General features: G+C 73.8%; 26 protein-coding genes. 8 read left to right on the top strand and 18 right to left on the bottom strand.

Features of this window, described 5'->3' with window-relative positions:
• Positions 1-31: 31 nt before the first annotated feature.
• The 4 genes from Q2K19_RS13065 to Q2K19_RS13050 form a co-directional block, all read right to left on the bottom strand.
• Entirely contained in the window at positions 32-514 is a 483-nt protein-coding gene (locus Q2K19_RS13065) for an SRPBCC family protein (RefSeq protein ID WP_302771030.1), read from the bottom strand.
• 116 nt (positions 515-630) lie between these two features.
• The gene (locus tag Q2K19_RS13060) at positions 631-840 is read right to left on the bottom strand and encodes a DUF397 domain-containing protein (RefSeq protein ID WP_302771028.1); all 210 of its coding nucleotides are present in this window, start codon (positions 838-840) and stop codon (positions 631-633) included.
• Positions 841-979: 139 nt separating this feature from the next.
• Positions 980-2179 (bottom strand): fumarylacetoacetase, encoded by a 1200-nt coding sequence (gene fahA / locus Q2K19_RS13055; RefSeq protein ID WP_302771026.1) that lies wholly within the window; start codon positions 2177-2179, stop codon positions 980-982.
• Positions 2180-2231: 52 nt separating this feature from the next.
• Positions 2232-3098 carry a hypothetical protein gene (locus Q2K19_RS13050; RefSeq protein ID WP_302771024.1) on the bottom strand — a complete coding sequence of 289 codons (867 nt, stop codon included), beginning with the start codon at positions 3096-3098 and terminating at the stop codon, positions 2232-2234.
• A gap of 94 nt (positions 3099-3192) precedes the next feature.
• On the opposite strand from Q2K19_RS13050, the gene Q2K19_RS13045 reads away from it, so the two are divergent.
• Positions 3193-4359, top strand: coding sequence for a homogentisate 1,2-dioxygenase (locus tag Q2K19_RS13045; RefSeq protein ID WP_302771022.1), 1167 nt, complete (start codon positions 3193-3195; stop codon positions 4357-4359).
• 58 nt (positions 4360-4417) lie between these two features.
• On the opposite strand, the gene Q2K19_RS13040 is transcribed toward Q2K19_RS13045, so the two are convergent.
• The 3 genes from Q2K19_RS13040 to Q2K19_RS13030 form a co-directional block, all read right to left on the bottom strand.
• Positions 4418-5458: an NAD(P)-dependent alcohol dehydrogenase gene (locus tag Q2K19_RS13040; protein ID WP_302771021.1), complete on the bottom strand. Its 1041-nt coding sequence runs from the start codon at positions 5456-5458 to the stop codon at positions 4418-4420.
• A 196-nt stretch (positions 5459-5654) separates the two neighbouring features.
• The gene (locus tag Q2K19_RS13035; protein ID WP_302771019.1) at positions 5655-6674 is read right to left on the bottom strand and encodes a tetratricopeptide repeat protein; all 1020 of its coding nucleotides are present in this window, start codon (positions 6672-6674) and stop codon (positions 5655-5657) included.
• A 64-nt stretch (positions 6675-6738) separates the two neighbouring features.
• Complete coding sequence (locus Q2K19_RS13030) at positions 6739-8094, bottom strand: BTAD domain-containing putative transcriptional regulator (protein WP_302771017.1); 1356 nt, start codon at positions 8092-8094, stop codon at positions 6739-6741.
• 175 nt (positions 8095-8269) lie between these two features.
• Between Q2K19_RS13030 and Q2K19_RS13025 the strand changes: the two genes are divergently transcribed.
• Entirely contained in the window at positions 8270-8797 is a 528-nt protein-coding gene (locus tag Q2K19_RS13025; RefSeq protein ID WP_302771015.1) for a hypothetical protein, read from the top strand.
• A 68-nt stretch (positions 8798-8865) separates the two neighbouring features.
• Here the strand turns inward: Q2K19_RS13025 and ispF are convergent, their stop codons facing one another.
• The 3 genes from ispF to Q2K19_RS13010 are packed head-to-tail and all read right to left on the bottom strand — an operon-like array spanning position 8866 to position 10600.
• Positions 8866-9348: a 2-C-methyl-D-erythritol 2,4-cyclodiphosphate synthase gene (gene ispF / locus Q2K19_RS13020; protein ID WP_302771014.1), complete on the bottom strand. Its 483-nt coding sequence runs from the start codon at positions 9346-9348 to the stop codon at positions 8866-8868.
• 16 nt (positions 9349-9364) lie between these two features.
• Positions 9365-10060, bottom strand: a complete 696-nt coding sequence (gene ispD, locus Q2K19_RS13015; protein ID WP_302771012.1) for a 2-C-methyl-D-erythritol 4-phosphate cytidylyltransferase — start codon at positions 10058-10060, stop codon at positions 9365-9367.
• Between the two features lie 54 nt (positions 10061-10114).
• Positions 10115-10600 carry a CarD family transcriptional regulator gene (locus Q2K19_RS13010; RefSeq protein ID WP_012015454.1) on the bottom strand — a complete coding sequence of 162 codons (486 nt, stop codon included), beginning with the start codon at positions 10598-10600 and terminating at the stop codon, positions 10115-10117.
• Between the two features lie 328 nt (positions 10601-10928).
• Here Q2K19_RS13010 and Q2K19_RS13005 point away from each other — a divergent pair, with 328 nt between their 5' ends.
• A complete protein-coding gene (locus tag Q2K19_RS13005) occupies positions 10929-11651 on the top strand; it encodes a hypothetical protein (protein WP_302771009.1) in 723 nt (240 codons plus the stop codon).
• A gap of 9 nt (positions 11652-11660) precedes the next feature.
• Here the strand turns inward: Q2K19_RS13005 and Q2K19_RS13000 are convergent, their stop codons facing one another.
• The 4 genes from Q2K19_RS13000 to Q2K19_RS12985 form a co-directional block, all read right to left on the bottom strand.
• Positions 11661-12206, bottom strand: a complete 546-nt coding sequence (locus Q2K19_RS13000) for a hypothetical protein (protein ID WP_302771007.1) — start codon at positions 12204-12206, stop codon at positions 11661-11663.
• Positions 12207-12245: 39 nt separating this feature from the next.
• Complete coding sequence (locus Q2K19_RS12995) at positions 12246-13295, bottom strand: type III polyketide synthase (RefSeq protein ID WP_302771006.1); 1050 nt, start codon at positions 13293-13295, stop codon at positions 12246-12248.
• Positions 13296-13422: 127 nt separating this feature from the next.
• Positions 13423-14589, bottom strand: coding sequence for an acyl-CoA dehydrogenase family protein (locus Q2K19_RS12990; protein WP_302771004.1), 1167 nt, complete (start codon positions 14587-14589; stop codon positions 13423-13425).
• Between the two features lie 32 nt (positions 14590-14621).
• Positions 14622-15374, bottom strand: a complete 753-nt coding sequence (locus tag Q2K19_RS12985) for a methyltransferase domain-containing protein (protein WP_302771003.1) — start codon at positions 15372-15374, stop codon at positions 14622-14624.
• A 45-nt stretch (positions 15375-15419) separates the two neighbouring features.
• Here Q2K19_RS12985 and Q2K19_RS12980 point away from each other — a divergent pair, with 45 nt between their 5' ends.
• The 4 genes from Q2K19_RS12980 (at position 15420) to disA (ending at position 20041) form a co-directional block, all read left to right on the top strand.
• Positions 15420-16259: a UbiA family prenyltransferase gene (locus Q2K19_RS12980; protein ID WP_302771001.1), complete on the top strand. Its 840-nt coding sequence runs from the start codon at positions 15420-15422 to the stop codon at positions 16257-16259.
• Between the two features lie 141 nt (positions 16260-16400).
• On the top strand, positions 16401-17156 hold the full coding sequence (locus tag Q2K19_RS12975) for a hypothetical protein (RefSeq protein WP_302770999.1): 756 nt from the start codon (positions 16401-16403) through the stop codon (positions 17154-17156).
• A 106-nt stretch (positions 17157-17262) separates the two neighbouring features.
• Positions 17263-18714, top strand: coding sequence for a DNA repair protein RadA (gene radA, locus Q2K19_RS12970; protein ID WP_302770998.1), 1452 nt, complete (start codon positions 17263-17265; stop codon positions 18712-18714).
• Positions 18715-18856: 142 nt separating this feature from the next.
• Complete coding sequence (gene disA / locus Q2K19_RS12965) at positions 18857-20041, top strand: DNA integrity scanning diadenylate cyclase DisA (RefSeq protein WP_302770996.1); 1185 nt, start codon at positions 18857-18859, stop codon at positions 20039-20041.
• A gap of 36 nt (positions 20042-20077) precedes the next feature.
• On the opposite strand, the gene Q2K19_RS12960 is transcribed toward disA, so the two are convergent.
• The 3 genes from Q2K19_RS12960 to Q2K19_RS12950 all read right to left on the bottom strand — a co-directional run bounded on the left by Q2K19_RS12960 (position 20078) and on the right by Q2K19_RS12950 (position 22023).
• On the bottom strand, positions 20078-20821 hold the full coding sequence (locus Q2K19_RS12960) for a hypothetical protein (RefSeq protein ID WP_302770995.1): 744 nt from the start codon (positions 20819-20821) through the stop codon (positions 20078-20080).
• A 129-nt stretch (positions 20822-20950) separates the two neighbouring features.
• Positions 20951-21514, bottom strand: a complete 564-nt coding sequence (locus tag Q2K19_RS12955; RefSeq protein WP_302770993.1) for a peptide deformylase — start codon at positions 21512-21514, stop codon at positions 20951-20953.
• On the bottom strand, positions 21511-22023 hold the full coding sequence (locus Q2K19_RS12950; protein ID WP_302770992.1) for a glycine cleavage system transcriptional repressor: 513 nt from the start codon (positions 22021-22023) through the stop codon (positions 21511-21513). Before Q2K19_RS12950 ends, Q2K19_RS12955 begins: the two co-directional genes overlap by 4 nt.
• A gap of 96 nt (positions 22024-22119) precedes the next feature.
• Between Q2K19_RS12950 and Q2K19_RS12945 the strand changes: the two genes are divergently transcribed.
• On the top strand, positions 22120-23025 hold the full coding sequence (locus Q2K19_RS12945) for an HhH-GPD family protein (RefSeq protein WP_302770991.1): 906 nt from the start codon (positions 22120-22122) through the stop codon (positions 23023-23025).
• A 111-nt stretch (positions 23026-23136) separates the two neighbouring features.
• On the opposite strand, the gene Q2K19_RS12940 is transcribed toward Q2K19_RS12945, so the two are convergent.
• Positions 23137-25674 carry an ATP-dependent Clp protease ATP-binding subunit gene (locus Q2K19_RS12940; RefSeq protein WP_302770990.1) on the bottom strand — a complete coding sequence of 846 codons (2538 nt, stop codon included), beginning with the start codon at positions 25672-25674 and terminating at the stop codon, positions 23137-23139.
• Positions 25675-25733: the final 59 nt, after the last annotated feature.

Here is a 25733-nt window from a genome sequence, read left to right as displayed (position 1 = left end):
CCCGGGACCGGTCAGGTGGCGGCGGGCCAGCTCAGGCGGCCTCGGCGGAGCGGCGGGGCGCGACGGCCAGGGCCAGGTCGGCGAGGTCGCGCCGGAGGGCACCCTCGACCGCCCGGGCGGCGAGGCCGCCGAGGATCAGGGCGAGCATCCGGCCGTACACGGCGGTCGGCACCGCCTCCTGCTCGACGGTGACCTCGGTGCAGCCGCGCCGCCGACGCTCGACCGTCCGCAGCGTCCAGGTGATCCGATAGTCCACCCCGGCGCCGCGCGAGCTGAGCACCAGCCGGGCCGGGGCCACCGCCTCGACCACGATGAACTCCTCCGGCTCCGCGGCGCCGTCCGGCCGGACCCGGGTCTCGCACCAGGCGGTGCCGGGACCGAACTCACCGGAGGTGAGCACGTCGACCGCGCTGACGGCGGAGAGCCAGCCGGCCCGCGCGGGGAGATCGGTGAGGAGCCGCCAGACGTCGACGTCCTGGGCTTCGATGAGCTCGCTGACCGTCACCGTGGACATGACACCTCCCGTATCGTCCACGGTACGGGGCGTGAACGGGAAACGGGGAGTCTCGGGTGACATTTCCACCACCGGTGCCCTCGGGTCGGGGCACCGGACGCCCGGCAGCCGGGGGGTCAGCGGTGGAACGTCTCGGCCCGGATCGCGGTGACGAACGCCGTCCACCCCGGCGGGCTGACCGCGAGCGTCGGGCCGGCCTGGTCCTTGGAGTCGCGTACCCCCACCACGCCGTGCGCGGCGATCGCGTTGGTCGCCACCTCGACGCAGAGACCCTGGTCGTTGGAGCGGCTACTGGTGCGCCAGACGGCGCCGGTCAGCTCGGTCATCCTCGTTCCCTTCGGTTCCACCCGGTGCGCCCCGGCCCGCACCGCCGGGGCGAACGCAATCCGCGTCGATCAACGCCGAAGGAAACGTCCCCGGTCGCACAGCGGGTGCGACCGGGGACGGGGAGTGCGGAAGGGCGGCTCAGCGGGCCGGGAGGATGGTCCCGGTGACCTCGCCGAGGGCGATGGTGGTGCCGTCCGGGCCGGGAGCGGTGGCGGTGATGGTGACCGTGTCGCCGTCCTCCAGGAAGGTCCGGGTGCCGCCGTCGGCGAACTTGACCGGCTCGGCCCCGCCCCAGGTCAGCTCCAGGAACGAGCCGACCTGGCCGCGCTCGGGCCCGGAGACGGTGCCGGAGGCGTAGAGGTCGCCGGTACGCAGCGACGCCCCGTTGACGGTGAGGTGGGCGAGCTGCTGGGCCGGCGTCCAGTACGTGGTGGCGAAGGGCGGCTCGGCGACCCGCTCGCCGTTCCACTCCACCGAGAGGGCCAGATCCAGTCCGAGGTGCGGGATGTCCCGCAGGTAGTCCTGCACCGGCGGGTCCTGGTCCGGGGCGGGCACGAAGGCGTCGGCCAGGGCGTCCAGCGGGGTGACCCAGGCCGAGACGGAGGTGGCGAACGACTTGCCCAGGAACGGGCCGAGCGGTTGGTACTCCCAGGCCTGGATGTCCCGGGCGGACCAGTCGTTGACCAGCACCACGCCGAAGACATGGTCGGCGAAGTCCTCGACCGGGACCCGGTCGCCGAGCCGGCTCGGCAGACCGACCACGAAGCCGACCTCGGCCTCGATGTCCAGGCGCACGGAGGCGCCGGTGGTCGGCCCCTGCGCGGTGGCCCGCTGCCCGATGGGGCGGACCACCGGGGTGCCGGAGACCACCACCGTGCCGGCCCGGCCGTGGTAGCCGATCGGCACGTGCTTCCAGTTCGGCAGCAGCGGCGGCTGGCCGGGGCGGAAGATCTGCCCGACGTTGCCCGCGTGGTGCTCGGACGAGTAGAAGTCGACGTAGTCGGCCACCTCGAACGGGAGCAGCAGCTCCACCTCGCGCAGCGGCACCAGCAGCGGCTCCACCGCCGGCCGGTGCGCGGGGTCGGTGAGCAGCTCGGTGACCCGCTGCCGGACGGCGGTCCACTGCGGGCGGCCGAGCGCCAGGAAGTCGTTGAGGGTGGGCCGGCCCAGCGCCCCGCCGGCCAGCACCAGCCCGGCGGCCTCCGCGCCGGCCAGGTCCAGCACGAAGTCGCCGATGCGTACGCCGATCCGCGGCTCCCGGCCGCCGTGCCGGAACACCCCGTACGGCAGGTTGGTCACCCCGTACGCCGAACCGTCGGCACCCGTCACCCAGCTCATGCCGCCACTCCGCTCCGCCGAACGGTCCTGCTGATTCGCTCGCTGCGCTTGCTCATTCCTCGAAGCCCCCGTTCACCAGCCCCAGCCGGATCAGATCGGTCAGTGGTTCCTCGATGCTGCACGAGCCGTACCCGACCCAGAGCGGGCGCTCGTCGTCCCGGTGCGCCCGGACCTGCTCGACGACGCGCACCGGGTCGGTGGCGGCGAGCAGCTCGGCCACGGCGTCCACCTCGGCGCCGTCGGTGGCGGCGAGGGTCGCGGCGAGCACGTTGACGAAGCCGTGGTGGGTGAAGCCGGTCTCCGGGTCGCGGTGGCGGATCGCGTGGTGCAGCCCGGCGGTCAGCTTGAACGGCAGGTCCCGGTCCCGGCAGGCGCAGATCACCGCGGCCAGCTCGACCGGGGTCGGGAACAGCTCGGCGGCGAGGCCGCCGGTGCGGAACTTGGCGGCGACCGGGAGCCCGCCGGCCCGCGCGTCGGCGACGGCGTCCAGGGCGCCCATCAGCCCGAAGGTCAGCGGGATTTCGGCGTGGACGGGGGTGCCGCCGAGCCGCTCGGTGAGCTTCACCAGCTCGGCCAGGCCGGGCTGCGGGTCCTCGCCGCGCTTGGCGACGGGCGCCTCGACCTGCCGGGCGGTCACCCCGTCGGGGGCGAGGAAGGAGAGCGCGACGGGCAGCCGGTCGAGGCCGGTGTCGCCGATCAGCCCGATGACGAAGCCCTCGGCGGGGTCGACCAGGCCGCTCAGCTCGCCAGCCGTGATGATCGAGGCGGGCAGCAGCAGCGGCCCGACCAGGTCGGCGTACCAGGCGGCGCGGTGCCGACGGTGGGCGCTCACCGCGTCCGGCACGGGCGCGCTGCCGGGCGGGAAGACCGCGGCGTCGTCGACCAGGCCGGCGAAGAGGCGGGGCACCTGCGTTGACACGACACAAGAATCTACGGGACGCTACGGGGAACGGACAACAGCGTCCGATTATCGGACGTCGCCGGCAAGAGAACGGGACATATCGGGAGGCGAGATGCCGTACTACCGCAGCGTCGGCGAGGTGCCCCGCAAGCGCCACACCCAGTTCCGTCAGCCCGACGGCACCCTCTACGCCGAGGAACTGGTCGGCCAGGAGGGTTTCTCCTCCGACTCGTCGCTGCTCTACCACCGGCACGCGCCAACCGCGATCGTGGCCGCCGAGGAGTTCACCCCGCCCGCCGTCGCCCGGGTGCCGAACCTGCCGCTCAAGCCGCGGCACCTGCGCACCCACAAGCTCGACGGGACCGGCGCGGACCCGGTGCTCGGCCGGCAGTACCTGCTCGCCAACGACGACGTCCGGATCGCGTACGTGCTGGCCGACCGGCCGTCCCCGCTGTTCCGGGACGCCACCGGCGACCACTGCCTCTACCTGGAGGCCGGGTCGCTGCGCGTCGAGTCGCCCTTCGGCGTGCTGGAGGCGGTGGCCGGTGACTACGTCATCATCCCCACCTCGACCATCCACCGCCTGGTGCCGACCGGCGACCAGCCGACCCGGCTGCTCGCCATCGAGGCGGCCGGGCACGTCGGGCCGCCCAAGCGCTACCTCTCGGTCCGCGGGCAGTTCCTGGAGCACTCGCCGTACTGCGAGCGGGACGTCCGGGGGCCGGACACGCCGCTGCTGGTCGACGGCGAGGACGTCGAGGTCCTGGTCCGGCACCGCCGGGGCTGGACCCGCTACACGTACGCCCACCACCCCTTCGACGTGGTCGGCTGGGACGGGCACATGTACCCGTGGGCGTTCTCCATCCACGACTTCGAGCCGATCACCGGCCGGGTGCACCAGCCGCCGCCGGTGCACCAGACCTTCCAGGGCCCGAACTTCGTGGTCTGCTCGTTCGTGCCGCGCAAGGTGGACTACCACCCGGACGCCATCCCGGTGCCGTACAACCACCACAACGTCGACTCCGACGAGATGCTCTTCTACACCGGCGGCAACTACGAGGCCCGGCGCGGCTCCGGCATCGAGCAGGGCTCGATCTCGCTGCACCCGTCCGGCTTCACGCACGGCCCGCAGCCCGGCGCAGCCGAGCGCTCGATCGGGGTGGACTTCTTCGACGAGCTGGCGGTCATGGTGGACACCTTCCGCCCGCTCGACCTCTGCGACGCCGCGGCCGCCTGTGAGGACGACGCGTACGCCTGGACCTGGGCGCGCCGGGGCTGACCGTACGCCCCCGGGGGCCGCGTCCGGACGGACGCGGCCCCCGCCGGGCGACGGTGGCTCAGATCGTCGCGGCGTCGATGACGAAGCGGTAGCGCACGTCCGACGCGAGCACCCGCTCGTACGCCTCGTTGATCTGCTCGGCCTGGATGACCTCGATCTCGGCGCCGAGGCCGTGCTCGGCGCAGAAGTCGAGCATCTCCTGCGTCTCGGCGATGCCGCCGATCATCGAGCCGGCGAACGACCGGCGGGCCGGGATCAGCGAGAACGCGTGCACCGACAGCGGGTCCTCCGGCGCGCCGACGTTGACCAGGGTCCCGTCCACCGCGAGCAGTCGCAGGTACGCGTCCAGGTCGATCTTGGCGCTCACCGTGTTCAGGATGAAGTCGAACGACCCGGCCAGCTTGGCGAAGGTCTCCTCATCCGAGGTGGCGAAGTAGTGGTCGGCACCGAGCCGCAGCCCGTCCTCCCGCTTCTTCAGCGACTGCGACAGGACGGTGACCTCGGCGCCCATGGCGTGGGCCAGCTTGACGGCCATGTGGCCGAGCCCGCCGAGGCCGATGATCGCCACCCGGCTGCCCGGGCCCACGCCCCAGTGCCGCAGCGGGGAGTAGGTGGTGATGCCCGCGCAGAGCAGCGGCGCGGCCACGTCCAGCCCGAGGCCCTCGGGGATGCGCAGGACGAAGTCCTCGGTGACCACGATGGCCCGCGAATAGCCGCCCTGGGTGGGCTGCCCGTCGGCGTCGACCCCGCCGTACGTCCCGACGTTGCCCTTCAGGCAGTACTGCTCCAGGCCCTTGCGGCAGTTGTCGCACTCCCGGCAGGAGTCGACCATGCAGCCGACGCCCACCCGGTCGCCGGCGGCGAACTTCGTCACCTCGGCGCCGACCTCCTGCACCACGCCGGCGATCTCGTGGCCGGGCACGATCGGGTAGGTGGTCGGACCCCACTCGCTGCGCGCCGTGTGGATGTCGGAGTGGCAGATGCCGGAGTACCGGATGTCGATCAGGACGTCGTGCGGCCCGAGGTCGCGTCGCTCGATGGTGGTCGGAGTGAGTGGTCCGGTCGCGGACGGGGCCGCGTAGGCGTTGACGGTGAGCACGATTCTCCGCTTCCTGCAACGTTGGGGACGCCGGTTGTCGACAGCCGCCGCCGACGGGCGACCGCACCGGCAAGGAAAGCCTTCGCCTCAGCTGTTGCTACCCCGCAGCCGCCCCCACCCACACGTAGCCAGGGTCACCCCTCAGACAGGGAATAACCCCGTCGGACAGGCGGTGACCGACCACGACAGGTTTCGCTCAGCGCCGAGCCAACACAGCAAGTTCGGCGGTCAGCGCCACCGCGACCGACGCCACCAACGGCCACGGCCCACCGACCAGCGCGTAGAGCACCAGCAGCGCCGGGGCGACGGCCACCGCGTACACCGCCAGCGCCAGGCCGCGGTCGGCCCGCAGCAGCCCGGGGAGGATCGTCCCGAGCAGGCCCGGCATCCGGGCCGCGTGCCGCCAGACCACCAGCACCCCGCCGAGAGCGGACAGCACCGCGACGACCCGGGACAGGCCCGGCGCGGCCGGGGCCAGGAAGGCGACCAGCACCGCGGCGACCAGGCACCAGCCCGCGCCGTACAGCACCAGCCGCCGCAGGCCGTCGGAGATCGTCCGGCCGGCGTTGCTACGCGCCGGATCCATCGCGGCCGCCTCGGTCAGCTGCTCCAGCGCCTCGGCGTAGCGCCGCTGCTCCAGCCGGATCACGCCCATGTCGTGCCGCGCCCCGGCCAGCTGCGGGTTCAGCCGCAGCGCCTCCCGATAGGCCCGCTCGGCCAGGTCGAACAGCTCCAGCCGGGCGGAGACCAGGCCGAGCACCAGGTGCGCCTGCGGCTCCTCCGGCGCCAGCTCGACGCCTCGCCAGGCGGCATCCAGCGCCTGCTGCCCGTTGCGCGAGCCGGACAGGATCGCGGCCGCGCTGCGCTGGGCGTACGGGTCGGTGGGCCCGAGCGCCAGGATCTCGTCCGCGGTGCTCGCGGCGGCCTTCCACCGACCCAGGTCAACCAGCGCGAACCCGCGCGCCGCCAGCGGCGGTACGGCGTTCGGGGCGGCGGCCACGGCCGCCTCGGCGGCGCGGAGCGCCTCGGCGGACCGGTCGGTGGCGAGGTGCATCCGGGCCAGCATGGCCAGCCCGTCGGCGTTGCCCGGCTCGCTGGCGATCAGCGAGCTGAGCTCGCCCACCGCCTCGTCGTACCGGCCCAGCTCGGCGAGGAGCTGGGCGCGCTGGAGGTAGCCGTCGGCGGCGGACTGGTCGGAGGCGGCGTCACTCGACATCCCGGCGAGCGTAACCGCCGCCGCCCCGGCCCGCCGACCAGCGTCGAGCGGGACGACGGCGCGGTCAGGCGCTCCGGCAGGTGGTCCCGGCGGCCCGGCGACCGCAGGTGCCCATGCTGCACCATCGGCGCAGGCCGGTCTCGTCGAGGAAGAGCCAGCCGCACTGCTCGTCCGGGCAGACCCGGACGGTGAGCCGGCGCGGGTCGGCGAGCAGTTGCGCGGCGCTCCACGCGACCGCGTGCAGCGGCAACCGGAGTCCGGCGGTCAGGTCCGGCCACCAGCGCCCCCGCCCGTCGGCCTCCGGGCGGAACACGAGGGTACGCGCCGCGGCCTCCGCGTACCGGGCGACCGTTTCGAAGGCCCGCCGGTCGTCCGGGGCGACCAGGCAGGCGTACAGCGTCGCGCGGAGGGCGCGGGCCTCGGTGAGCAACGCGTCGGCCCGGCCGGGGTCGCGCCGGGCGAGATGGAGCAGGCGACTCACCGACACCTCGTCGGCCAGTCCGACGTGGCCGATCCACACCGCCAGGGTCCGGTAGCTCCGCAGCCATTCACCCCGTGGCGGCGAGGGCGCGAGGCCCCAACCCGCGAAGGTGTTGCAGAAGTCGAGGGCGGGATGCCCACCCACGCTCCAGGGCAGCTGCTCGTCGCGCACCCGCACCTCGAAGATGGGCCGGCCCGGACGGTCGAGCCGGTCGTCATCCGCGAGGATCCGGCGGTGCACGTCGCGCAGCCGCGACCCCGGCTCCACCCCCAGGTCCGCCACCAGGAGGTCCCGGGTGGTCCGGTAGAGCCGCAGGGCCTCCGCCCGCCGGGCCCCCCGGTGGAGGGCGGTCATCAGGGTGGCGACGAGCGGTTCCCGGGTCGGGTGCCGCGCCACCAGCGGCGTCAGTTCGGTGATCGCCCGGTCGGGCTGGTTCAGGGCGAGCCGGGCCTCCGCCCGCAGCTCGACGCCGGCCAGCCGCAGCTCCTCGAGCGGGCCCTGCAACCGTTCCCGCAGCTCGTCGTCGGCGCTGTCGGCGAGCAGCGGCCCCCGCCACCGGGTGAGCGCCCGCTCCAGCAGCCGCACCCGTTCGGCCGGATCGGCGGTGTCGCCCGCCTGCCCGACGAGCGCCGCGAACTCCACCACGTCGACCCGGTGCCCGTCCGCCTCGACGAGGTAGCCGTCGCCCCGGGTGCTGATCCGCACCCCGTACGGCGTCAGCGACGCCCGGAGCCGGCCGACGTACGTGTGCACCGCGCCCCGGGCCGAGGCCGGCGGCGAACCGTGCCACAGCAGGTCGATCAGGCGGTCGGTGCTGACCAGTCGACCCGGCTCGAGCAGCAGCACACCGAGCAGCGAACGCTCCTGACGCCGGCTGCCGACCTCGACGAGCTGGCCGTCGTGGCGGGCCTCGAACGGTCCGAGCAGGTGGAAGTCCATGCCCCTTGAAACCGCCTGACCCCCGCACCAGGTTGTCGGGCCGGTGAGCCGGTGGTGTGTCCGGGGCCGGCGTTCGCCCCGCCGACGCCGGTCAGGTCGGGTGTCTGGTGAGCCGATGGTGAGCCAGCTCGGTGACGCTGAGTCCGTCCCACCACTGGAGACGAATGGAGTGATCATGCGTTACCTGAGAAGTGTCGGAGCGGCGCTGGCCGCGGCAGCCCTCGTCGCGGCCGGTCCGGTGCCGGCGTCCGCCGCGAGCGGCGACATCGCCCCCGGGGTCTGGGAGCCGGCGCCGCAGGCCGCGTTCGAGCTGCCGGCCGGTGCCCGCTGCGACTTCGCCGTACGGAGTGAGCCGATCCTGGACGAGGTCCGGAAGCTGACCGTGTCGACGTACCCGGACGGCTCGCCGGAGCGGGAGCTCTACCAGGGTGCCCTGATCGGCCGGTTCACGAATCTGGAGACCGGGGCCAGCACGATCACCGACGCGAGCGGCAGCGCCCGGATCGAATACGGCACCGACGGCTCGATGACCTGGTACGTGACCGGTCCGGTGCTGTTCGGTTTCCGCGAGAACGGCGGTTCCCTGCCGAAGGGGCTGTACATCATCGACGGTGAGTACACCGTCCAGTTCAGCCCCACCGGCGTGAAGACCCTCACGATGCGGCACGGCACCGTGCACGACCTCTGCGCCGACGTGGCCTGAGCACCGCCGCTCGCCGGGCCCGCGAGGGCGCTGTTCGCGGCGCCTCGCGGGTCTGGACCGGCGTCGCCTCAGTCGGTCGGCGCCTCGTACACCAGGGCCACCGCGATGCCGGTCAGCCCCTCACCGCGCCCGGTGAAGCCGAGCCCGTCGGTGGTGGCGGCGGAGACCGTGACCGGGGCGCCCACCGCGGCGGAGAGCACCCGCTGCGCCTCGTCCCGGCGCGGACCGATCTTCGGGCGGTTGCCGATCACCTGGACCGACACGTTGCCGATCCGGAAGCCGGCCGCCCGGACCCGCCGGGCGCTCTCGGTGAGCAGTGTCACCCCGGACGCGCCCGCCCACTCCGGCTGGTCGACGCCGAAGTTGGCGCCCAGGTCGCCGAGGCCGGCGGCGGAGAGCAGGGCGTTGCAGGCGGCGTGCGCCACCACGTCGGCGTCGGAGTGGCCGGCGAGGCCGTCCTGGTCCGGCCAGTGCAGGCCGGCGACCCAGCAGGGCCGCCCGGCCGCGAAGGCGTGCACGTCCGTGCCGATGGCCACCCGAGGAACGATCATGAGCCGAGGGTACGCGTCAGGCCCCGGCCGCCAGCAGGTGCTCGGCGAGGGCCAGGTCGAACGGCCGGGTGATCTTCAGAGCGAACTCCGACCCGGGTACGCAGAAGACCGGCACGCCCTGCTTCTCGGCCAGGCCGGCGTCGTCGGTCAGCGGATCCCCGGCCGCCTCGTGCGCGGCGGTCAGCACCGACCGGCGGAAGCCCTGCGGGGTCTGCACCGACCGGAGGGCGGCGCGGTCGACCGTGCCGAGCACCCGCTCGGCGGCGTCGACCTCCTTGATCGTGTCGACGACCGGGAGGACCGGGATCACCGCGTCGTGCCCCGAGCGGACCGCCTCGGCCACCGATTCGACCAGCTCGGGCGGGGTGAGCGCGCGGGCCGCGTCGTGCACCAGGACGATCTCCGGGCCGGCCGGGACGGCGGCCAGCGCGGCGGCCACCGACGCCTGGCGCTCCGCCCCGCCGGCCACCACGGTCACCGGGGCGACCGGCGCGAGCATCGCCCGGACCGCCTCGACGTCGGCCGCCGGGGCGGCCACCACGACGGTGTGCACCGAGGGGGCCGCCGCGATCCGGCGTACCGCGTGCACCAGCAGCGGCTCGCCGGCGAGCAGCCGCAACGCCTTGGGGGCGCCGGGGCCGAGGCGTACGCCGGCACCGGCCGCAGGAACAAGGACCGCGACGTCACCGCGCGGATTGAGCTGCGCGGTCACGTCGCGGTCCTCGGATTTCTTTGCTACGGGGTGGGTAGGACGATGCTGTGGAACTCAGGCCTCGGTCAGGACCTTGTCGAGCAGCGTCTCCGCCTCGTCCTTGGTGCTCTTCTCGGCCAGCGCGACCTCGCCGACGAGAATGTCGCGGGCCTTGGCGAGCATGCGCTTCTCGCCCGCGGACAGACCCCGCTCCCGCTCCCGGCGCCACAGGTCGCGGACGACCTCGGCGACCTTCAGCGGGTTGCCGGAGGCCAGCTTCTCCAGATTCGCCTTGTAACGCCGCGACCAGTTGGTCGGCTCCTCGGTGTGCGGAGCACGGAGCACGTCGAAGACCTTGCCCAGGCCCTCTTCGCCGACCACCTCGCGCACACCCACGATCTCGGCGTTCTCAGCGGGCACCCGGACCGTCAGGTCACCCTGCGCGACCCTCAGGACGAGGTACTGCTTTTCCTCACCCTTGATGACCCGAGTCTCGATTGCCTCGATGAGTGCGGCCCCGTGGTGGGGGTAAACAACGGTCTCGCCGACACTGAAAACCATAGGTTCGAAACCCCTTTCGCTGTGTCTAGGGTAACACGCTCAGGCACCGATGTCTCACCGCTGTCCTGACCGTTGGCGCAGCTCAGGGGCCCTGTGAGAGGTATTTCTTCAGCTTGACAGGCGGTCAAACCGATGGTTTCAACACGCTCCGTGACGATCGGATGACAACCCGATGCGAGTCACAGGAGCGTCGATATCTAGGGCGATGCGCTCCTTCCATGGTAGCCCTGGAATCCCACGTGCGCCCAGGTGTGGCGGTACGCGGGCCGGTGCGGGACGCTGGACGTGGACGCGACGTCCGCTCACCGAGACGGCTCCTGGGGGTCCGATGGGCATGCCTGACGCTGAAGGCCACGGGCCACCGGACGGGCTTCCCGACCTGCCGCCGGAGTGGGGTCGGGTGGTCGTCCCTGACGACGCCTCGGCGCTCGCCGACGAGGCCCGCCAGCTCCGCCGTGAACTCCGCCGGGTACGCCGGCGCGCGGGCTGGCGCCGCCGGCTCGGTCTCACCCCGCGCCCGGACGGCCGCCCGCCGCTCGGGCTGCCGATGCTCGCCCTGGTGGTCTCGATAATGGTCACGCTCACCGGGCTGGCCGCGGTCACCTGGCCCCGGTCGATCCGCTCGGGGGCCAGCCCCACCGTCGTCCCCTACCCGACCGCCATCCCGGGCCCGGTCGGGCCGCTTCCCGCGCTCGACCTGGTCGACGCCGAGAACTCCCCGGTGCCGCTGCGCAGCCTGCTGCCCGCGATGATCGTCCTGGTCGACGCCTGCGCCTGCGCGGAGCAGGTGACCGAGGCGGCCGCCGCCGCGCCCCCGGCCGTCACGGTGGTCACCGTCACCGAGGGCCGCGAGGTCGAGACCTCCGAGATCCCCGGGGTACGCCCCCTGGCCGACCCGGCCGGCGGCCTGCGCGCCTATCTCCACCTCGCCGCCCAGCCCGGCGTCGCCACCGCCCTGCTGGTGGACCGGGACGGCACCCTGGTCCGGGTGGTGCCCGAGCTGGGACCGGCCGAGGCGTACCGGGACGACCTGGCGCGGCTGGCCACCTGACCCGCCGGGTCAGAACAGCGAGACGAGCCGGGCGTCCAGGTCGACCGCCCCGTCGCTCACGGTGAAGCGCGTCTGCAACGGCCCGCCCTGGGCGGTGATCGGCTGCGTCGTCCGCGGGCTGGAACAGCTCGTCACCAGACCCGGGCCGTCCTCCTCGGCGCCCGACCAGGCCACCCGCAGCGTGCCCGCTCCGGTGCAGCCGACCGTGAGCAGGAAGCGCTCGCCGGCCGACGGGTCGGTCTGCCGGACCAGTGGATCGTCGCCGGCACCGAGGTGGGACCGGTCCTCCCACACGACGTGCGAGATCAGCGTCTCGCCAGGAGCGGGACCCGCCTGCCCGTCGAGGGCCTCGCTCACCACCTGCCCGGTGCTCGGGTCCACCTGGAACACCTGGCCCACGATCGGCTCGGTCGGCTCGGCCGCCGACGGGCTCGGCCTCGCGCCGACCGGTCCGGTGGCCGGGGCGGCCGCCCGCCACCACCAGCCGCCGGCGGCCAGCGCCGCCACGGTCAACCCGGCCAGCAACGCGGTCCGTACCCGGTCGTCGGTGCCCACCGGGTGAGGATATCGGCGCGACGCACGCGGCACGTCCCCTCAGGCGATGAGGTCCAGCAGGGCCGCGTAGAGGGTCAGGCCCGGGCCGAAGGCGAGCAGCACGATCCGCTCCGGCGGCCGCGCGGCCCGGTACAGCCGGTCGAGGATGAGCAGCACCGTCGGGGACGAACAGTTGCCGTGCTCGTCCAGGATGGCCCGGGACGCCGCGAGCGCCTCCGGCGGCAGGGCCAGCTCGCGTTCGGCCACGTTGAGGATGCGCGGGCCGCCCGGGTGCACCGCCCAGCCGTCCACCTCGGAGATCGTCCGCCCGTGCCGGGCCAGCAGGTCGTCGACCAGGGCCCGGACGTGGTGCGAGAGCACCTGCGGGACCTTCGGCGACAACCCCATCCGGAAGCCGGTGTCGGTGACGTCCCAGGTCATGTGGTCGGCGGTGGAGGTGTCGGTGACCGAGGTGATCTCGCGCAGCGCGTACCCGGGGCCGCCGGGGACGACCACGGCGGCGACCGCGGCGTCCGAGAAGAGCGCATGCGAGACGATCTGCTGGGTGTCCACCCGGGCCCGGGCCGGCTGGATGTGCAGGCTGGTCAGCTCCGCGCAGAGCAACAGCGCCGGGCGCCCCCGGGCGGTGACGAAGTCGCTCGCCGCGCCGAGCCCCGGCAGGGCCGCGTAGCAGCCCATGTGCCCGACGAACATGCGCTGGGTGTCCGGGGCCATGCCCAGGTCCCGGGCGAGCAGGATGTCCAGCCCCGGGGTGGCGTACCCGGTGCAGGAGCAGACCACGAAGAGCCCGATGTCGCCCGCGTCGAGGCCGGCGGCGGTCAGGGCGCGGCTCACCGCCTCCTTGCCGAGCGGCAACGCCTCGACCTGGTAGCGGCGCATCCGGCGCTCCGTCGGCCACTCCGAGACGTCCTCCAGCAGCGGGTTCACCGCCGCCTGCCGTCGGGACACGCCGGAGTTGGCGAAGATGCGCTCGGCCAGCGCGCGGGTGCTGCCGGAGAAGTGCTTCGCGAAGAAGCCCGCCCAGAGCTCCTCCTGTGCGACGGCGGGCGGCTGCGCCACACCCAGGCCCGCGATCACCGGCACGGCCATGTCCCCCACCTCTCGGACCTGATCCACCACTCCCTCACCAACGATCGCCGTCCGTTCGCGACTTCGCTCACCGGGCCGCCCTTCGTTCGCGACTGCGGGGCTCGCAAACCTGGCTCACTCCGCACGCTCACCAACGAGGTGCCGAGCCGTCGCGGTCCGGGTCGCCGCCGAGCGCGGCGACGCCGAGCCAGTCGGCGCAGACGTCCGACGTGGCCGGGTGCAGCGAGCCACAGCGGGCGTCCCGGTAGAGCCGTTCCAGCGGGTGGCCCCGGCGGGTGGCCGAGGTGCCGGCCGCCTCCAGCATGGACGCCGCCACGTCGGCGGCGGTGGTGCCGGCGAGCAGCTTGGCCCGCCACACCCAGCGGTTCGTCTCCGCGTCGCCCGGCGCCTCGTCGACCCGGCGGGCCGCCTCGGCCACCACCAGCTCGGCGGCGGCGACCGCCGCGTCCGCCCGGCCCAGCCGGGCCCGGACCGCCGGCAGGCCGGCGAGGTTGCGCGCGTTCAGGTGCTCGGCGGCGGCGTCGACGGCCGCCCGGGCCACCCCGACGTAGACGGCGGCGTAGCTGGCCACCAGCCAGTGCGGCATGAGCTGGGCGACCACCAGGGCCAGCCCCTCCACCCCGCCGAGCAGCCGGTCGGCCGGGACGGTCACGTCCAGGTGCAGGTCGTGCGAGGCGGTGGCGCGCATGCCGAGCGCGTCCCAGGTGGGCTCGACGGTGGTCCCGGCCCCGGCCGGCACGAGGAACTGGGAGACCACCGACTGGTCGGTGGCGCTGCGGGCCGCCACCAGGTAGCCGTCCGGATGACCGGCGCCGGAGCAGAAGGTCTTGGCGCCCTTGATGTGCCAGCCCCCGTCGACCGGCTGGTAGACGGTGCTGAGCTGCGACAACCGGGCGCCGGCGCCGCGTTCGCTCATGGCCACCGCGTACCAGGCGCCGTCGGCCGCCGCGCGGAGCAGCCGGTCCCGGGCGGCCAGCGCCTCCTCCGGTACGCCGAGCGCCTCGGCCAGTTCCTCGGTGACCGCGCCCAACGCCCCGGTGACCGAGGCGTGCATGTTGAACACCAGGGCGGTTGCGCCGTTGCCCCGGGCCAGTTCGGTGGCCACGGCCGCGTACTCGGCGAAGCTGGCCCCGGTCCCGCCCAGCTCCCGAGGCACCATCAGCCCGAAGAGCCCGGCCTCCCGCAGGTCGGCGAAGTCGTCGACCGGGAAGGACCCGTCCCGGTCGTGCTCCGCCGCGCGGGCGGCCAGTCGCGGTGCCAACCGGCGCGCCGCCTCCAGCGCGTCCACAGTCATTTAGCTCCCTTCTCGGCGTCCCCTCGTCCCGGCTACCCGCTCCGGACCCCGTGGCCCTGGTAGAGCACGGCGGTGGACCAGGTGGGCACCATCCGCGGCTCCGTCCTCGCCGGGCCGGCGGCGCGCCAGCGACGCAGCAGCCAGCCCAGCGTGCCGCCGAGCGCCGGACGGAGGCCGCGCACCCGCAGGTGGACGCCGTGCCGGGCGCACTCGGCGACCAGGGCGCGGGCGTCCACGAACAACCGTGGATCGTGGATGCCACGCGGCACGGTGGGCAGCCGCTCGCTGATCTCCACCGCGACCAGCCGGGCCAGCAGGGTGTCGTTGAGGGTGTCCAGCACGAGCAGGCCGCCGGGCCGCAGCAGCCGGCACGCCTCGGCGACCGCGCGACGCCAGTCCGGCACGTGTTCCAGCAGCTCACCGGCGGAGACCACGTCGGCGCAGCCGTCCGCGAGCGGGACCGCCGTGGCGTCGGCGTGGACCACCACCACGCCGTACGGGGCGGCCTGGTCGAGGGCGGACCGGGTCAGGTCGAGCCCGACGTGCCGGTAGCCCTTGCCGGCCAGGTGTGGGGCGAGCAACCCGGCGCCGCAGCCGAGGTCGACCAGCACGGCGTCCCTCCTGGACGCCGGCGGGACCAGGGCGGCGCGGGCCCGGGCCAGCCAGTGCAGCATGGCGAACGCGCCGTCCGGTCGCCACCACTCGTCGACCAGGTCGTCGTACTGCCGGGGGTCGTTCGGCGGCAGCACCCGGGGCGGAGTGGACACCGGGGCCGCAGCACACATGCACCGAGCGTGGCACGACTCCCGGGTAACGGCCAGACTTCCCTTATGTCGACGTCGGTGTTAGGGCTGGCCAGGGCGAGCCATCCGGAGCCGACCGCCGCGGTCACCGTGGTGGCCGGGCTGCTCGCGTGGGGGGTCGGGCACCGTCCGGCCGGGATCGCCGCGGTGCTGCTCACCGTGCTGGCCAGCCAGCTCGCCGTCGGCTGGAGCAACGACCTGATCGACGCGGATCGCGACGCCACGGTCGGGCGTACCGACAAGCCGCTGGTCAGCGGCGGGCTCCGGCGCCCGACCCTCGCCCGCGCCGCCGTCACGGCGGTCGTCGCCACCCCGCTGATCGCGCTGACCACCGGCGGCGCGGCGGCCCTCTGCGTCACCCTCGCGCTCGTCTCCGCGCTGCTCTACAACTGGCCGCTGAAGTCGACGCCGGTCTCGGTGCTGCCGTACGCGATCTCCTTCGGTGCGCTGCCGGCCTTCGTGGTGCTGGCCCTGCCCGGCGCCCCTGCGCCGCCGGTCTGGCTGGTGGCCGCCGCGGCCTGCCTCGGCGCCGGGGCGCATTTCGCCAACGTCCTGCCCGACCTGGCCGACGACGCCCGCACCGGGGTGCGTGGGCTGCCGCATCGGCTGGGGCCGGCGGGCAGCCGGGCGGCCGCCGCCGGGCTCCTCCTCGCGGCCACCGTCGCCCTGGTCGTCGGGCCGCCCGGGCCGCCGTCGTGGGTGGGCCTGTCGGCGGTCGCCGCCGCCGTCCTGGTGCCGGCCCTCGGCTGGTACGCGGGCCGCGCCGCGGCCGGGTCCGGAGGCCGGCCGGTGGCCGCCTTCCGAGCGGTCATGGTGGTGGCGCTCATCGATGTGGCCCTTCTGGTGGCGAACGGCCGGGTGAGCTGACGGATCCCCGGGTAGGTGGCATTCCCGGGTCGGCGTGCGGCCCTCGATCAGCTCCAACTACCCTGGAGCGCGGTCTGCGCGGGTATGGCCACCCCGTGTCCGGCGTCCGGCCGGGTGGGGATCGTGACGAGGAGGACCGACGTGACGCGCTCGATCAGGGGTTCCCGGGGGGCGGCCCTGCTGCTGGCCGGTACGGCGGCGGCGAGCCTGCTGCTGTCCGGGTGTGGCGCCGGCCAGGTGGCCGAGACCGCCAACAAGATCCCGTCGGTGCAGGGCGTCAACGTCCAGACCCCCGACAACCTCTTCAAGGTGCGCGGCCTGTACGTGCAGTACCCGGGCGCGGAGGGCTACCAGTCGGGCGCCGACGCGCCGCTCAACGTCGTGATCTACAACGACAGCCCCTCCCCGGTCACGGTGACCGTCACCACCGACAGCGCGCGGGACATCCAGCTCACCGGCGCGGCCCAGAGCGGCGGCCCGTCGGCCGCCCCGACCGGCTCGCCCACCGAGCCGGCGTCGAAGTCGCCCAGCCCGACCCAGTCCAACCTCGCGGAGTCGCCGTCGGCCTCGCCGAGCGGGTCCGCGTCGGCCAGCCCGTCGGCGTCCCCGAGCGAGTCGGCCCCGGCCGGCAAGCCGGCCCGGCTCGACATCCCGGCCAACGGCTACGTCCAGCTGAACAGCACCGGCGGCCAGTTCCTCCAACTCGTCGGCCTGAACGACAAGCTGCTCAGCGGCCAGCAGGTCAACCTGACCTTCGACTTCGGTGACGGCCACACCATCAAGACCGCCGCCCCGATCGGCGTCCCGCTGACCCCGGCCGCGCGCCCCTCGCCGGTCGTCCACCCCCGCGAGGAGGCGGGTGAACAGGGTGGCGCCGAGGACGGCAGCCACGGCTGATCCGCCGACGAACCTTCGCCGACACCGTCGGTGTGGCCACCGCCACGCCGGCGGTGTCGCCGTTTCCGGGTGGGCTTTCGTCGTACCGCCCGGTTAGCGTCCTCGGGTGAGCACCTCCCGATCGACCTCCTCCCGCTCCGCCGCCACCGGCCGGAGCCGGGGCGCCGCCCGCGAGCCCCGCCCGGCGTACGAGTGCGACGCCTGCGGCCACCAGCCGCCCAAGTGGGTCGGGCGCTGCCCGGAGTGCGGCGAGTGGGGCTCGGTCGTCGAGTGCACGCTGAGCGGGCCGACCGTCTCCGGCCGGGTGGTCAGCTCCCGGATGCCCGCCGAGCCGGCCCGCCCGATCGCCACCATCAGCGCCGCCCCGGCCCGGGCCCGGCCCACCGGGGTCAGCGAGCTCGACCGGGTGCTCGGCGGGGGGCTCGTCCCCGGCGCGGTGGTGCTGCTGGCCGGCGAGCCCGGAGTGGGCAAGTCCACCCTGCTGCTCGACGTGGCCCAGCAGTGGGCGGCCCATGCCGGCAGCCCGTCGCTGGTGGTCAGCGGCGAGGAGTCGGTGAGCCAGGTGCGGCTGCGCGCCGAGCGGATGGGCACCCTGCACGACCAGCTCTATCTGGCCGCCGAGAGCGACCTGTCGGCGGTGCTCGGCCACCTCGACGCGGTCAAGCCGGGGCTGCTGGTGCTCGACTCGGTGCAGACCATCTCCACCACCGGGACCGAGGGGGTGCCGGGCGGGGTGACCCAGGTCCGGGCGGTCACCGCAGCGCTGGTGGCGGTCGCCAAGGAGCGTGGCGTCGCCACCGTGCTGGTGGGCCACGTGACCAAGGACGGCCAGGTCGCCGGCCCGCGGGTGCTCGAGCACCTGGTCGACGTGGTGCTGCACTTCGAGGGCGACAAGCACTCGTCGCTGCGGATGGTCCGGGGCGTGAAGAACCGCTTCGGCGCCGCCGACGAGGTGGGCTGCTTCGAGATGCACGAGGGCGGCATCAGCAGCCTGGCCGACCCGTCCGGCCTCTTCCTGACCCGCTACTCCGAGCCGGTGCCGGGCACCTGCGTCACCGTGGCCATGGAGGGGCGGCGGGCCCTGGTGACCGAGGTGCAGGCGCTGATCGGGGCCACCGTGGCCGGCTCGCCCCGGCGGACGGTCTCCGGTCTGGACGGCGCCCGGCTGGCGATGGTGCTGGCCGTGCTCCAGCGGCGCACCGAGCGGCTGACCCTGCACGACCGGGAGGTCTTCGCCGCCACCGTGGGCGGGATCCGAGTGGTCGAGCCGGCCGCCGACCTGGCTGTGGCGCTCGCCGTCGCCTCCGGTGGTCTCAACCTGGCCATCGCCCCGCACCTGGTGGCGATCGGCGAGGTCGGGCTCACCGGCGAGGTGCGCCGGGTCGGCGCGGTCCCCCGCCGGCTCGCCGAGGCGGCCCGCCTCGGTTTCCGGCTCGCTCTGGTGCCGCCCGGCTGCGGCCCCGGCAGCAGCGGGGTGGCCCCCGAGAACATGCGGGTGATCGAGGTCACCGATGTGCGGGGGGCGCTGCAGGCTGCCGCCCGCGCGTCGGCGGAGTGACCCACGGTGATGCTGGGGCGGGGCTGGCTGGGCGATTCCGGACAGCCGGCACAGCCGGTCGACGATCGCCGGAGCCGGACATCGTGACACATCACAGTAACCACGAGAGCACCCACCGCACGGCAGTCCGTAGACTGTGCCCGTGCCGATCGACCGCGATGCCACCAAGCCCGCCGCGGCGACGCCGCACGCCCGCACCGGTGCCGTGGGCTCGTCCGCCCGTCCGATCAGCGTGAGCGTCACCGGGAGCCTCAGTGGCGCCGGCGGCGACCCGCTGCGGGCCAATCTCGCCCTGATGGCGCCGGGCACCGCCCTGCGCGACGGGCTGGAGCGCATCCTGCGCGGCCGCACCGGCGCGCTCATCGTCCTCGGCTACGACAAGGTGGTCGACACGATCTGCACCGGCGGCTTCCCGATGGACGTCGAGTTCTCCGCCACCCGGGTGCGCGAGCTGTGCAAGATGGACGGGGCGGTGGTGCTCTCCAGCGACGGCACCCGGATCGTCCAGGCGGGCGTGCACCTGATGCCGGACCCGTCCATCCCCACCGAGGAGTCCGGCACCCGGCACCGCACCGCCGAGCGGGTGGCCCGGCAGACCGGCTACCCGGTGATCTCGGTCAGCCAGTCCATGCGGATCATCAGCCTCTACGTCAACGGCCAGCGCCACGTGCTGGACGACTCCGCGGCGATCCTGTCCCGGGCCAACCAGGCCCTGGCCACCCTCGAACGCTACAAGCTCCGGCTGGACGAGGTCTCCGGCACGCTCTCCGCCCTGGAGATCGAGGACCTGGTCACCGTCCGCGACGCGGTGGCCGTGGTGCAGCGGCTGGAGATGGTCCGCCGGATCGCCGACGAGATCGCCGGCTACGTGGTGGAGCTGGGCACCGACGGCCGCCTGCTCGCCCTCCAGCTCGACGAGCTGATGGCCGGCGTGGACGCCGACCGCACCCTGGTCATCCGGGACTACCTCCCGATCGGCCGCAAGTCACGCACCCTCGACGAGGCGCTGGTCGAGCTGGACCTGCTCAGCGCCACCGAGCTGATCGACCTGGTTGCCGTGGCCAAGGCGATCGGCTACCCGTCCGCGTCCGACGCCCTCGACGCGGCGGTCAGCCCGCGCGGCTTCCGCCTGCTGGCCAAGGTCCCCCGGCTCCCCACAGCGGTGGTGGACCGGCTGGTGGTGCACTTCGGCAGCCTCCAGCGGCTGCTCGGCGCCACCGTGGAGGACCTCCAGGCGGTCGAGGGGGTGGGCGACGCCCGGGCGCGGGGTGTCCGCGAGGGCCTGTCCCGGCTGGCCGAGGCGTCCATCCTGGAGCGCTACGTCTGAGCCGCCGCCGGCCCGCCCACGGGCGGGCCGGGGCGATCAGCCGGTGATGGTCAGCTTCACCGGGTCACTGAGCTTGGTGCCCACCCGGGCGAACACCTGGTACGTGCCGACCTGGGCGTAGCCGCCGTTGGCGAGACCGTTGGCGCACTTCGTGCTGTACCGGCCGTTCCAGCCCAGCTCGTAGGAGCGCTCGAAGTTCGGCGTGAACGACTGCACGTCCGAGCCCTTGCCGGTGCCGCAGGTGTCCGAGGACCAGACCTTCTCCGCGCCGGACTTGATGAAGAGCTCCTGGAGGTCGGCGCCGACGTCCCGGCTGCAGGTCCGGTCCGAGACATTCTTGATCTTGAGGCGGAGGGTCACCACGGTCCCCTGCTGCGCGGTGGCGGGCACGGCCACCGGGGTCACCCGGATCTCCGAGTCGGTGCAGGTTCCGTCGTCGACCACCGGGTTGGCCGGCGCGCCGGCCCCGCCGTCGTTCGTCCCGGTGCCACCGCCGGCCGGGCCGGCCTGCCCACCGTCCGAGCCGCCGGAGTTGCCGCCGGAGCCGCCCGGGATGCCGGACGGGTCCGGTGTCTGCGGGGTCAGCACCGACCCGGTCGGCGCCGGGGCCGCCGCGGCGGACGACGTCGCCGCGGGCCGGGTGCCCGACGAGCCGGTGTTGCGCTCCGGCCCGGTGCACGAGTAGAGCAGGACAATCAGGAAGAGCAACCCGGCTCCGAGTACGACGACGCGACGCCGCCAGTACACGGCGGGAGGCAGTGGGCCGACCGTCAGACGCATGATGCGTTCACCGTAGCCGCGCACGGCACGACGTGGGGTACGACGCGCCGGTGCGGTCCGGGCGCGTCGGCGGGCCACTCCACAATGGACGGCGGTCGTGACCGAGCGCCCCGGCCGGGTCACGTCGGGTCAGAGATAGACCTTCCGCTGGTAGATCGCGTGCGCCCCGGCCACCCGGTCGAGGAAGAGCAGGCCGGCGCAGTGGTCGATCTCGTGCTGCAGCGCCCGGGCCTCGAAGCCGTCGGTGACCAGCCGGACCGGGTCGCCGGTGCCCGGAAGCACCCCCTCGACCACCAGACGGCTGGCCCGCTTCACGTCACCGGTCAGGTCGGGCACCGACATGCAGCCCTCCCGCCCGGCCTTCCACCGGCTCGCCTCGACCACCTTCGCGTTGCAGAGCACGAACGTGCCGTGCACGGTGAGCGCCTTCGGGTGGCCGGTCACGTCCACCGCGAAGACCTGGGCGCTCACCCCGACCTGCGGCGCCGCGAGGCCCACGCAGCCCGGCGAGACGCGCATCGTGGCCACCAGGTCCGCGGCGAGGCGGACCACCTCGTCCGAGGTCGGATCCACCTCGGGACCCGGCTGGCTGAGCACCGGGACGGGGGCGGCGACCACCGGGCGCACCTCGCCGGGCAGGCCCAGCGCCTCCGGGGTCCAGCCGGCGAGGCCGACGTACTCCTCCGCCGTCACAGCAGGTCCGGGTCCGCGGGCCGGAGGCTGACACCCACGCCCAACTCGGCAGCGGTACGGGCGAGCCGCCCGGCCACCTCGTCGGCGCTGCCCGGCGGGAGTTCCACCTCGGCGACCACCACGTAGAGCGAGCCGGTCAGCCGGGTGCTCAGGTCGGTCACGTTGCCGCCCGCGTCGGCCAGCACCCGGGTCATCGCGGCCACGATGCCCATCCGGTCCGCGCCGTGCACCGCCAGCACGTACGGCTCACCGGTGGGCGCGGCCTGCCCGTCGGGGGTGACCGCGCGTACGGTGGCCAGCAGCTGGCCCTCGGCGGCGAGCGGGGCCAGCGCGGCCTCGACGTCGGCGGCGGCCGGGCCCACGCAGATCAGGGTCATCGCGAAGTGTCCCCGCAACCGGGTCATCGTGGAGTCGGTGAGGTTCGCGCCGAGCCGCGCGAGGGCCTCGGCGACGTCGGCCACGATGCCGGGCCGGTCCCGGCCGATGACGGTGATCGCGAGCTCGTTCATCCGGACATTCTGCCCGGTGGCCGTGGGTCGGCCGCGCGGGCCCGCCCGGCCCGCCCATCCTGCGGGAAGGCGGCCCGTGACATGATCGGCGGCGCGATGTCCGAGCCCACGTTCGCCACCCTGGTCAGCCGCTGGTACGAGCGGAACGCCCGCGACCTGCCGTGGCGCAGGCCGGGCGTCGGCGCCTGGGCGATCCTGGTCAGCGAGGTCATGCTCCAGCAGACCCCGGTGGTCCGGGTGCTGCCCGCCTGGGAGGCGTGGCTGGCCCGCTGGCCCACCCCGGCCGCGCTGGCGCACGACACCCCGGCCGAGGCCATCCGGATGTGGGGGCGGCTCGGCTACCCCCGCCGGGCGGTCCGGCTGCGGGACTGCGCGGTGGCGATCGTGGAGCGGCGCGGCGGCGAGGTACCGGAGCGGCTGGACCAGCTGCTCGCGCTGCCCGGCGTCGGGACGTACACGGCCCGCGCGGTGGCCGCGTTCGCGTACGGGCAGCGGCAGCCGGTGGTGGACACCAACGTACGCCGGGTGGTCTGCCGGGCGATCGCCGGCGAGCCGGACGCCGGCCCGGCCACCCGGCCGGCCGACCTGGTCGCCACCGAGGAGCTGCTGCCGGTGGAGCCGGCCGCCGCAGCGCTGGCCAGTGCCGCGTTCATGGAACTCGGTGCGGTCCTCTGCACCGCCCGGTCGCCCCGCTGCGCGGCCTGCCCCGTCGAGTCGGTCTGCGCCTGGCGCGCCTCCGGCCAGGAGCCCCCGGCCGGCCCGACCCGCCGCCGCCAGCGGTACGCCGGCACCGACCGCCAGGTACGCGGCCTGCTGCTCGCGGTGCTCCGCGAGGCGACCGGGCCGGTGCCGCACCAGCGGCTGGACCAGGTGTGGCCCGACGACGTGCAGCGCGCCCGGGCGCTGGCCGGGCTGGTCACCGACGGCCTGGTCGAGCCCGTCGGCGCGGAGTCCTTCCGGCTCATCGGCGACGGCCCTCCGGTCCCGCTCCCCCGCCCCTGAGCGGCCGCCCCTGCCACCGGCTCAGCGGCCCCTGGCCGGGCATGGGAAAAGGCGACGGCCCCGGTGGCTTTCGCCGACCGGGGCCGTCGCCCTGTCGTATCTACCCGACGCTTACGCCGCGTCGTCCGCGCCCGTGGCGGCGGTGCCGCCGAGGTCCGCCGGGACGGCGTCCGGCACTTCGACCGGCTTGTCCGCGCCTCGGAAGACGAGCTTGGACTTGTCGATGTTCTCCGGGTCGCCCTCGCAGTCCACCACCACGATCTGACCCGGGGTCAGCTCGTTGAAGAGGATCCGCTCGGAGAGGTTGTCCTCGATGTCGCGCTGGATCGTGCGACGCAGCGGCCGCGCGCCCAGCACCGGGTCGAAGCCCTTCTTCGCCAGGTACTTCTTGGCGTTGTCGGTCAGCTCCAGGCCCATGTCCTTGTTCTTCAGCTGCGTCTCGATCCGGGCGATCATGATGTCCACGATCTGGAGGATCTCGTTCTCGCGCAGCTGGTGGAAGACGATGGTGTCGTCGATCCGGTTCAGGAACTCGGGCCGGAAGTGCTGCTTGAGCTCGTCGTTGACCTTCTGCTTCATCCGGTCGTAGTTCGACTCGGAGTCATCAGAGGCCTGGAAGCCCAGCGACACCGCCTTGGCGACGTCCCGCGTGCCGAGGTTGGTGGTCAGGATGATGACCGTGTTCTTGAAGTCCACGATCCGACCCTGGCCGTCGGTGAGCCGCCCGTCCTCCAGGATCTGGAGGAGCGTGTTGAACACGTCCGGGTGGGCCTTCTCGATCTCGTCGAAGAGGACCACCGAGAACGGCCGACGGCGCACCTTCTCGGTCAGCTGCCCGCCCTCGTCGTAGCCGACGTAGCCGGGAGGGGCACCCACCAGCCGGGACACCGTGTACCGGTCGTGGAACTCGGACATGTCCAGCTGGATGAGGGCGTCCTCGCTGCCGAAGAGGAACTCGGCGAGCGCCTTGGACAGCTCGGTCTTACCCACACCGGACGGGCCGGCGAAGATGAACGAGCCGGACGGGCGCTTCGGGTCCTTCAGGCCGGCCCGGGTACGCCGGATCGCCTTCGAGACCGCCTTGACCGCGTCCTCCTGGCCGATGACGCGCTTGTGCAGCTCGTCCTCCATGCGCAGCAGGCGCGAGGTCTCCTCCTCGGTCAGCTTGTAGACCGGGATGCCGGTCCAGTTGCCGAGCACCTCGGCGATCTGCTCGTCGTCGACCTCGCTGACGACGTCCAGGTCACCGGCCTTCCACTCCTTCTCCCGCTGGGCCTTCTGGCCGAGCAGCTGCTTCTCCTTGTCGCGGAGCTGAGCGGCCCGCTCGAAGTCCTGCGCGTCGATCGCGGACTCCTTGTCGCGGCGGACCTGGGCGATCCGCTCGTCGAAGTCGCGCAGGTCTGGCGGCGCGGTCATCCGGCGGATCCGCATCCGCGCGCCGGCCTCGTCGATCAGGTCGATCGCCTTGTCCGGCAGGAAGCGGTCCGAGATGTACCGGTCGGCCAGGGTGGCGGCAGCGACGAGCGCCGCGTCCGTGATCGAGACGCGGTGGTGCGCCTCGTAGCGGTCCCGCAGGCCCTTGAGGATCTCGATGGTGTGGGCCAGCGAGGGCTCACCCACCTGGATCGGCTGGAAGCGGCGCTCGAGAGCGGCGTCCTTCTCCAGGTGCTTGCGGTACTCGTCGAGCGTGGTGGCGCCGATGGTCTGCAGCTCGCCACGGGCCAGCATCGGCTTGAGGATGCTGGCGGCGTCGATCGCGCCCTCGGCGGCACCCGCACCCACCAGGGTGTGGATCTCGTCGATGAACAGGATGATGTCGCCGCGGGTGCGGATCTCCTTGAGCACCTTCTTGAGGCGCTCCTCGAAGTCACCGCGGTAACGGGAACCGGCGACCAGGGCACCGAGGTCGAGCGTGTAGAGCTGCTTGTCCTTCAGCGTCTCGGGCACCTCGCCCTTGATGATCTTCTGGGACAGCCCCTCCACCACGGCGGTCTTACCGACGCCGGGCTCACCGATCAGGACCGGGTTGTTCTTGGTACGGCGGGAGAGCACCTGCATGACCCGCTCGATTTCCTTCTCGCGCCCGATGACCGGGTCGAGCTTGCCCTCGCGGGCGGCCTGGGTCAGGTTGCGGCCGAACTGGTCCAGCACGAGGCTGGTCGACGGCGCGGCCTCGCCCGGCGCGGCGCCCGCCGCGGCCGGCTCCTTGCCCTGGTAGCCGGAGAGCAGCTGGATCACCTGCTGGCGGACCCGGTTGAGGTCCGCGCCGAGCTTGACCAGCACCTGGGCGGCGACGCCCTCACCCTCGCGGATCAGACCGAGCAGGATGTGCTCCGTGCCGATGTAGTTGTGGCCGAGCTGCAGCGCCTCACGCAGCGACAGCTCCAGCACCTTCTTGGCCCGCGGCGTGAACGGGATGTGCCCGCTCGGCGCCTGCTGGCCCTGGCCGATGATCTCCTCGACCTGCTGACGGACGCCCTCGAGGGAGATGCCGAGGCTCTCCAGGGCCTTTGCCGCGACACCCTCACCCTCATGGATCAGGCCCAGCAGGATGTGCTCCGTACCGATGTAGTTGTGGTTGAGCATCCGGGCCTCTTCCTGGGCCAGGACGACAACCCGTCGCGCTCGGTCGGTGAACCGCTCGAACATGCCCTCGTGCTCCTCACGTGCCGTGCGCCTTGATGGTCAAGATCTTGGCGGGGCCGGTG

The sequence above is a fragment of the Micromonospora sp. NBRC 110009 genome, assembly GCF_030518795.1.
Classification (GTDB): Bacteria; Actinomycetota; Actinomycetes; order Mycobacteriales; family Micromonosporaceae; genus Micromonospora.
The sequence above is the reverse complement of the archived record's forward strand: the minus strand, read 5'-3'. Positions and strand labels throughout refer to the sequence as shown.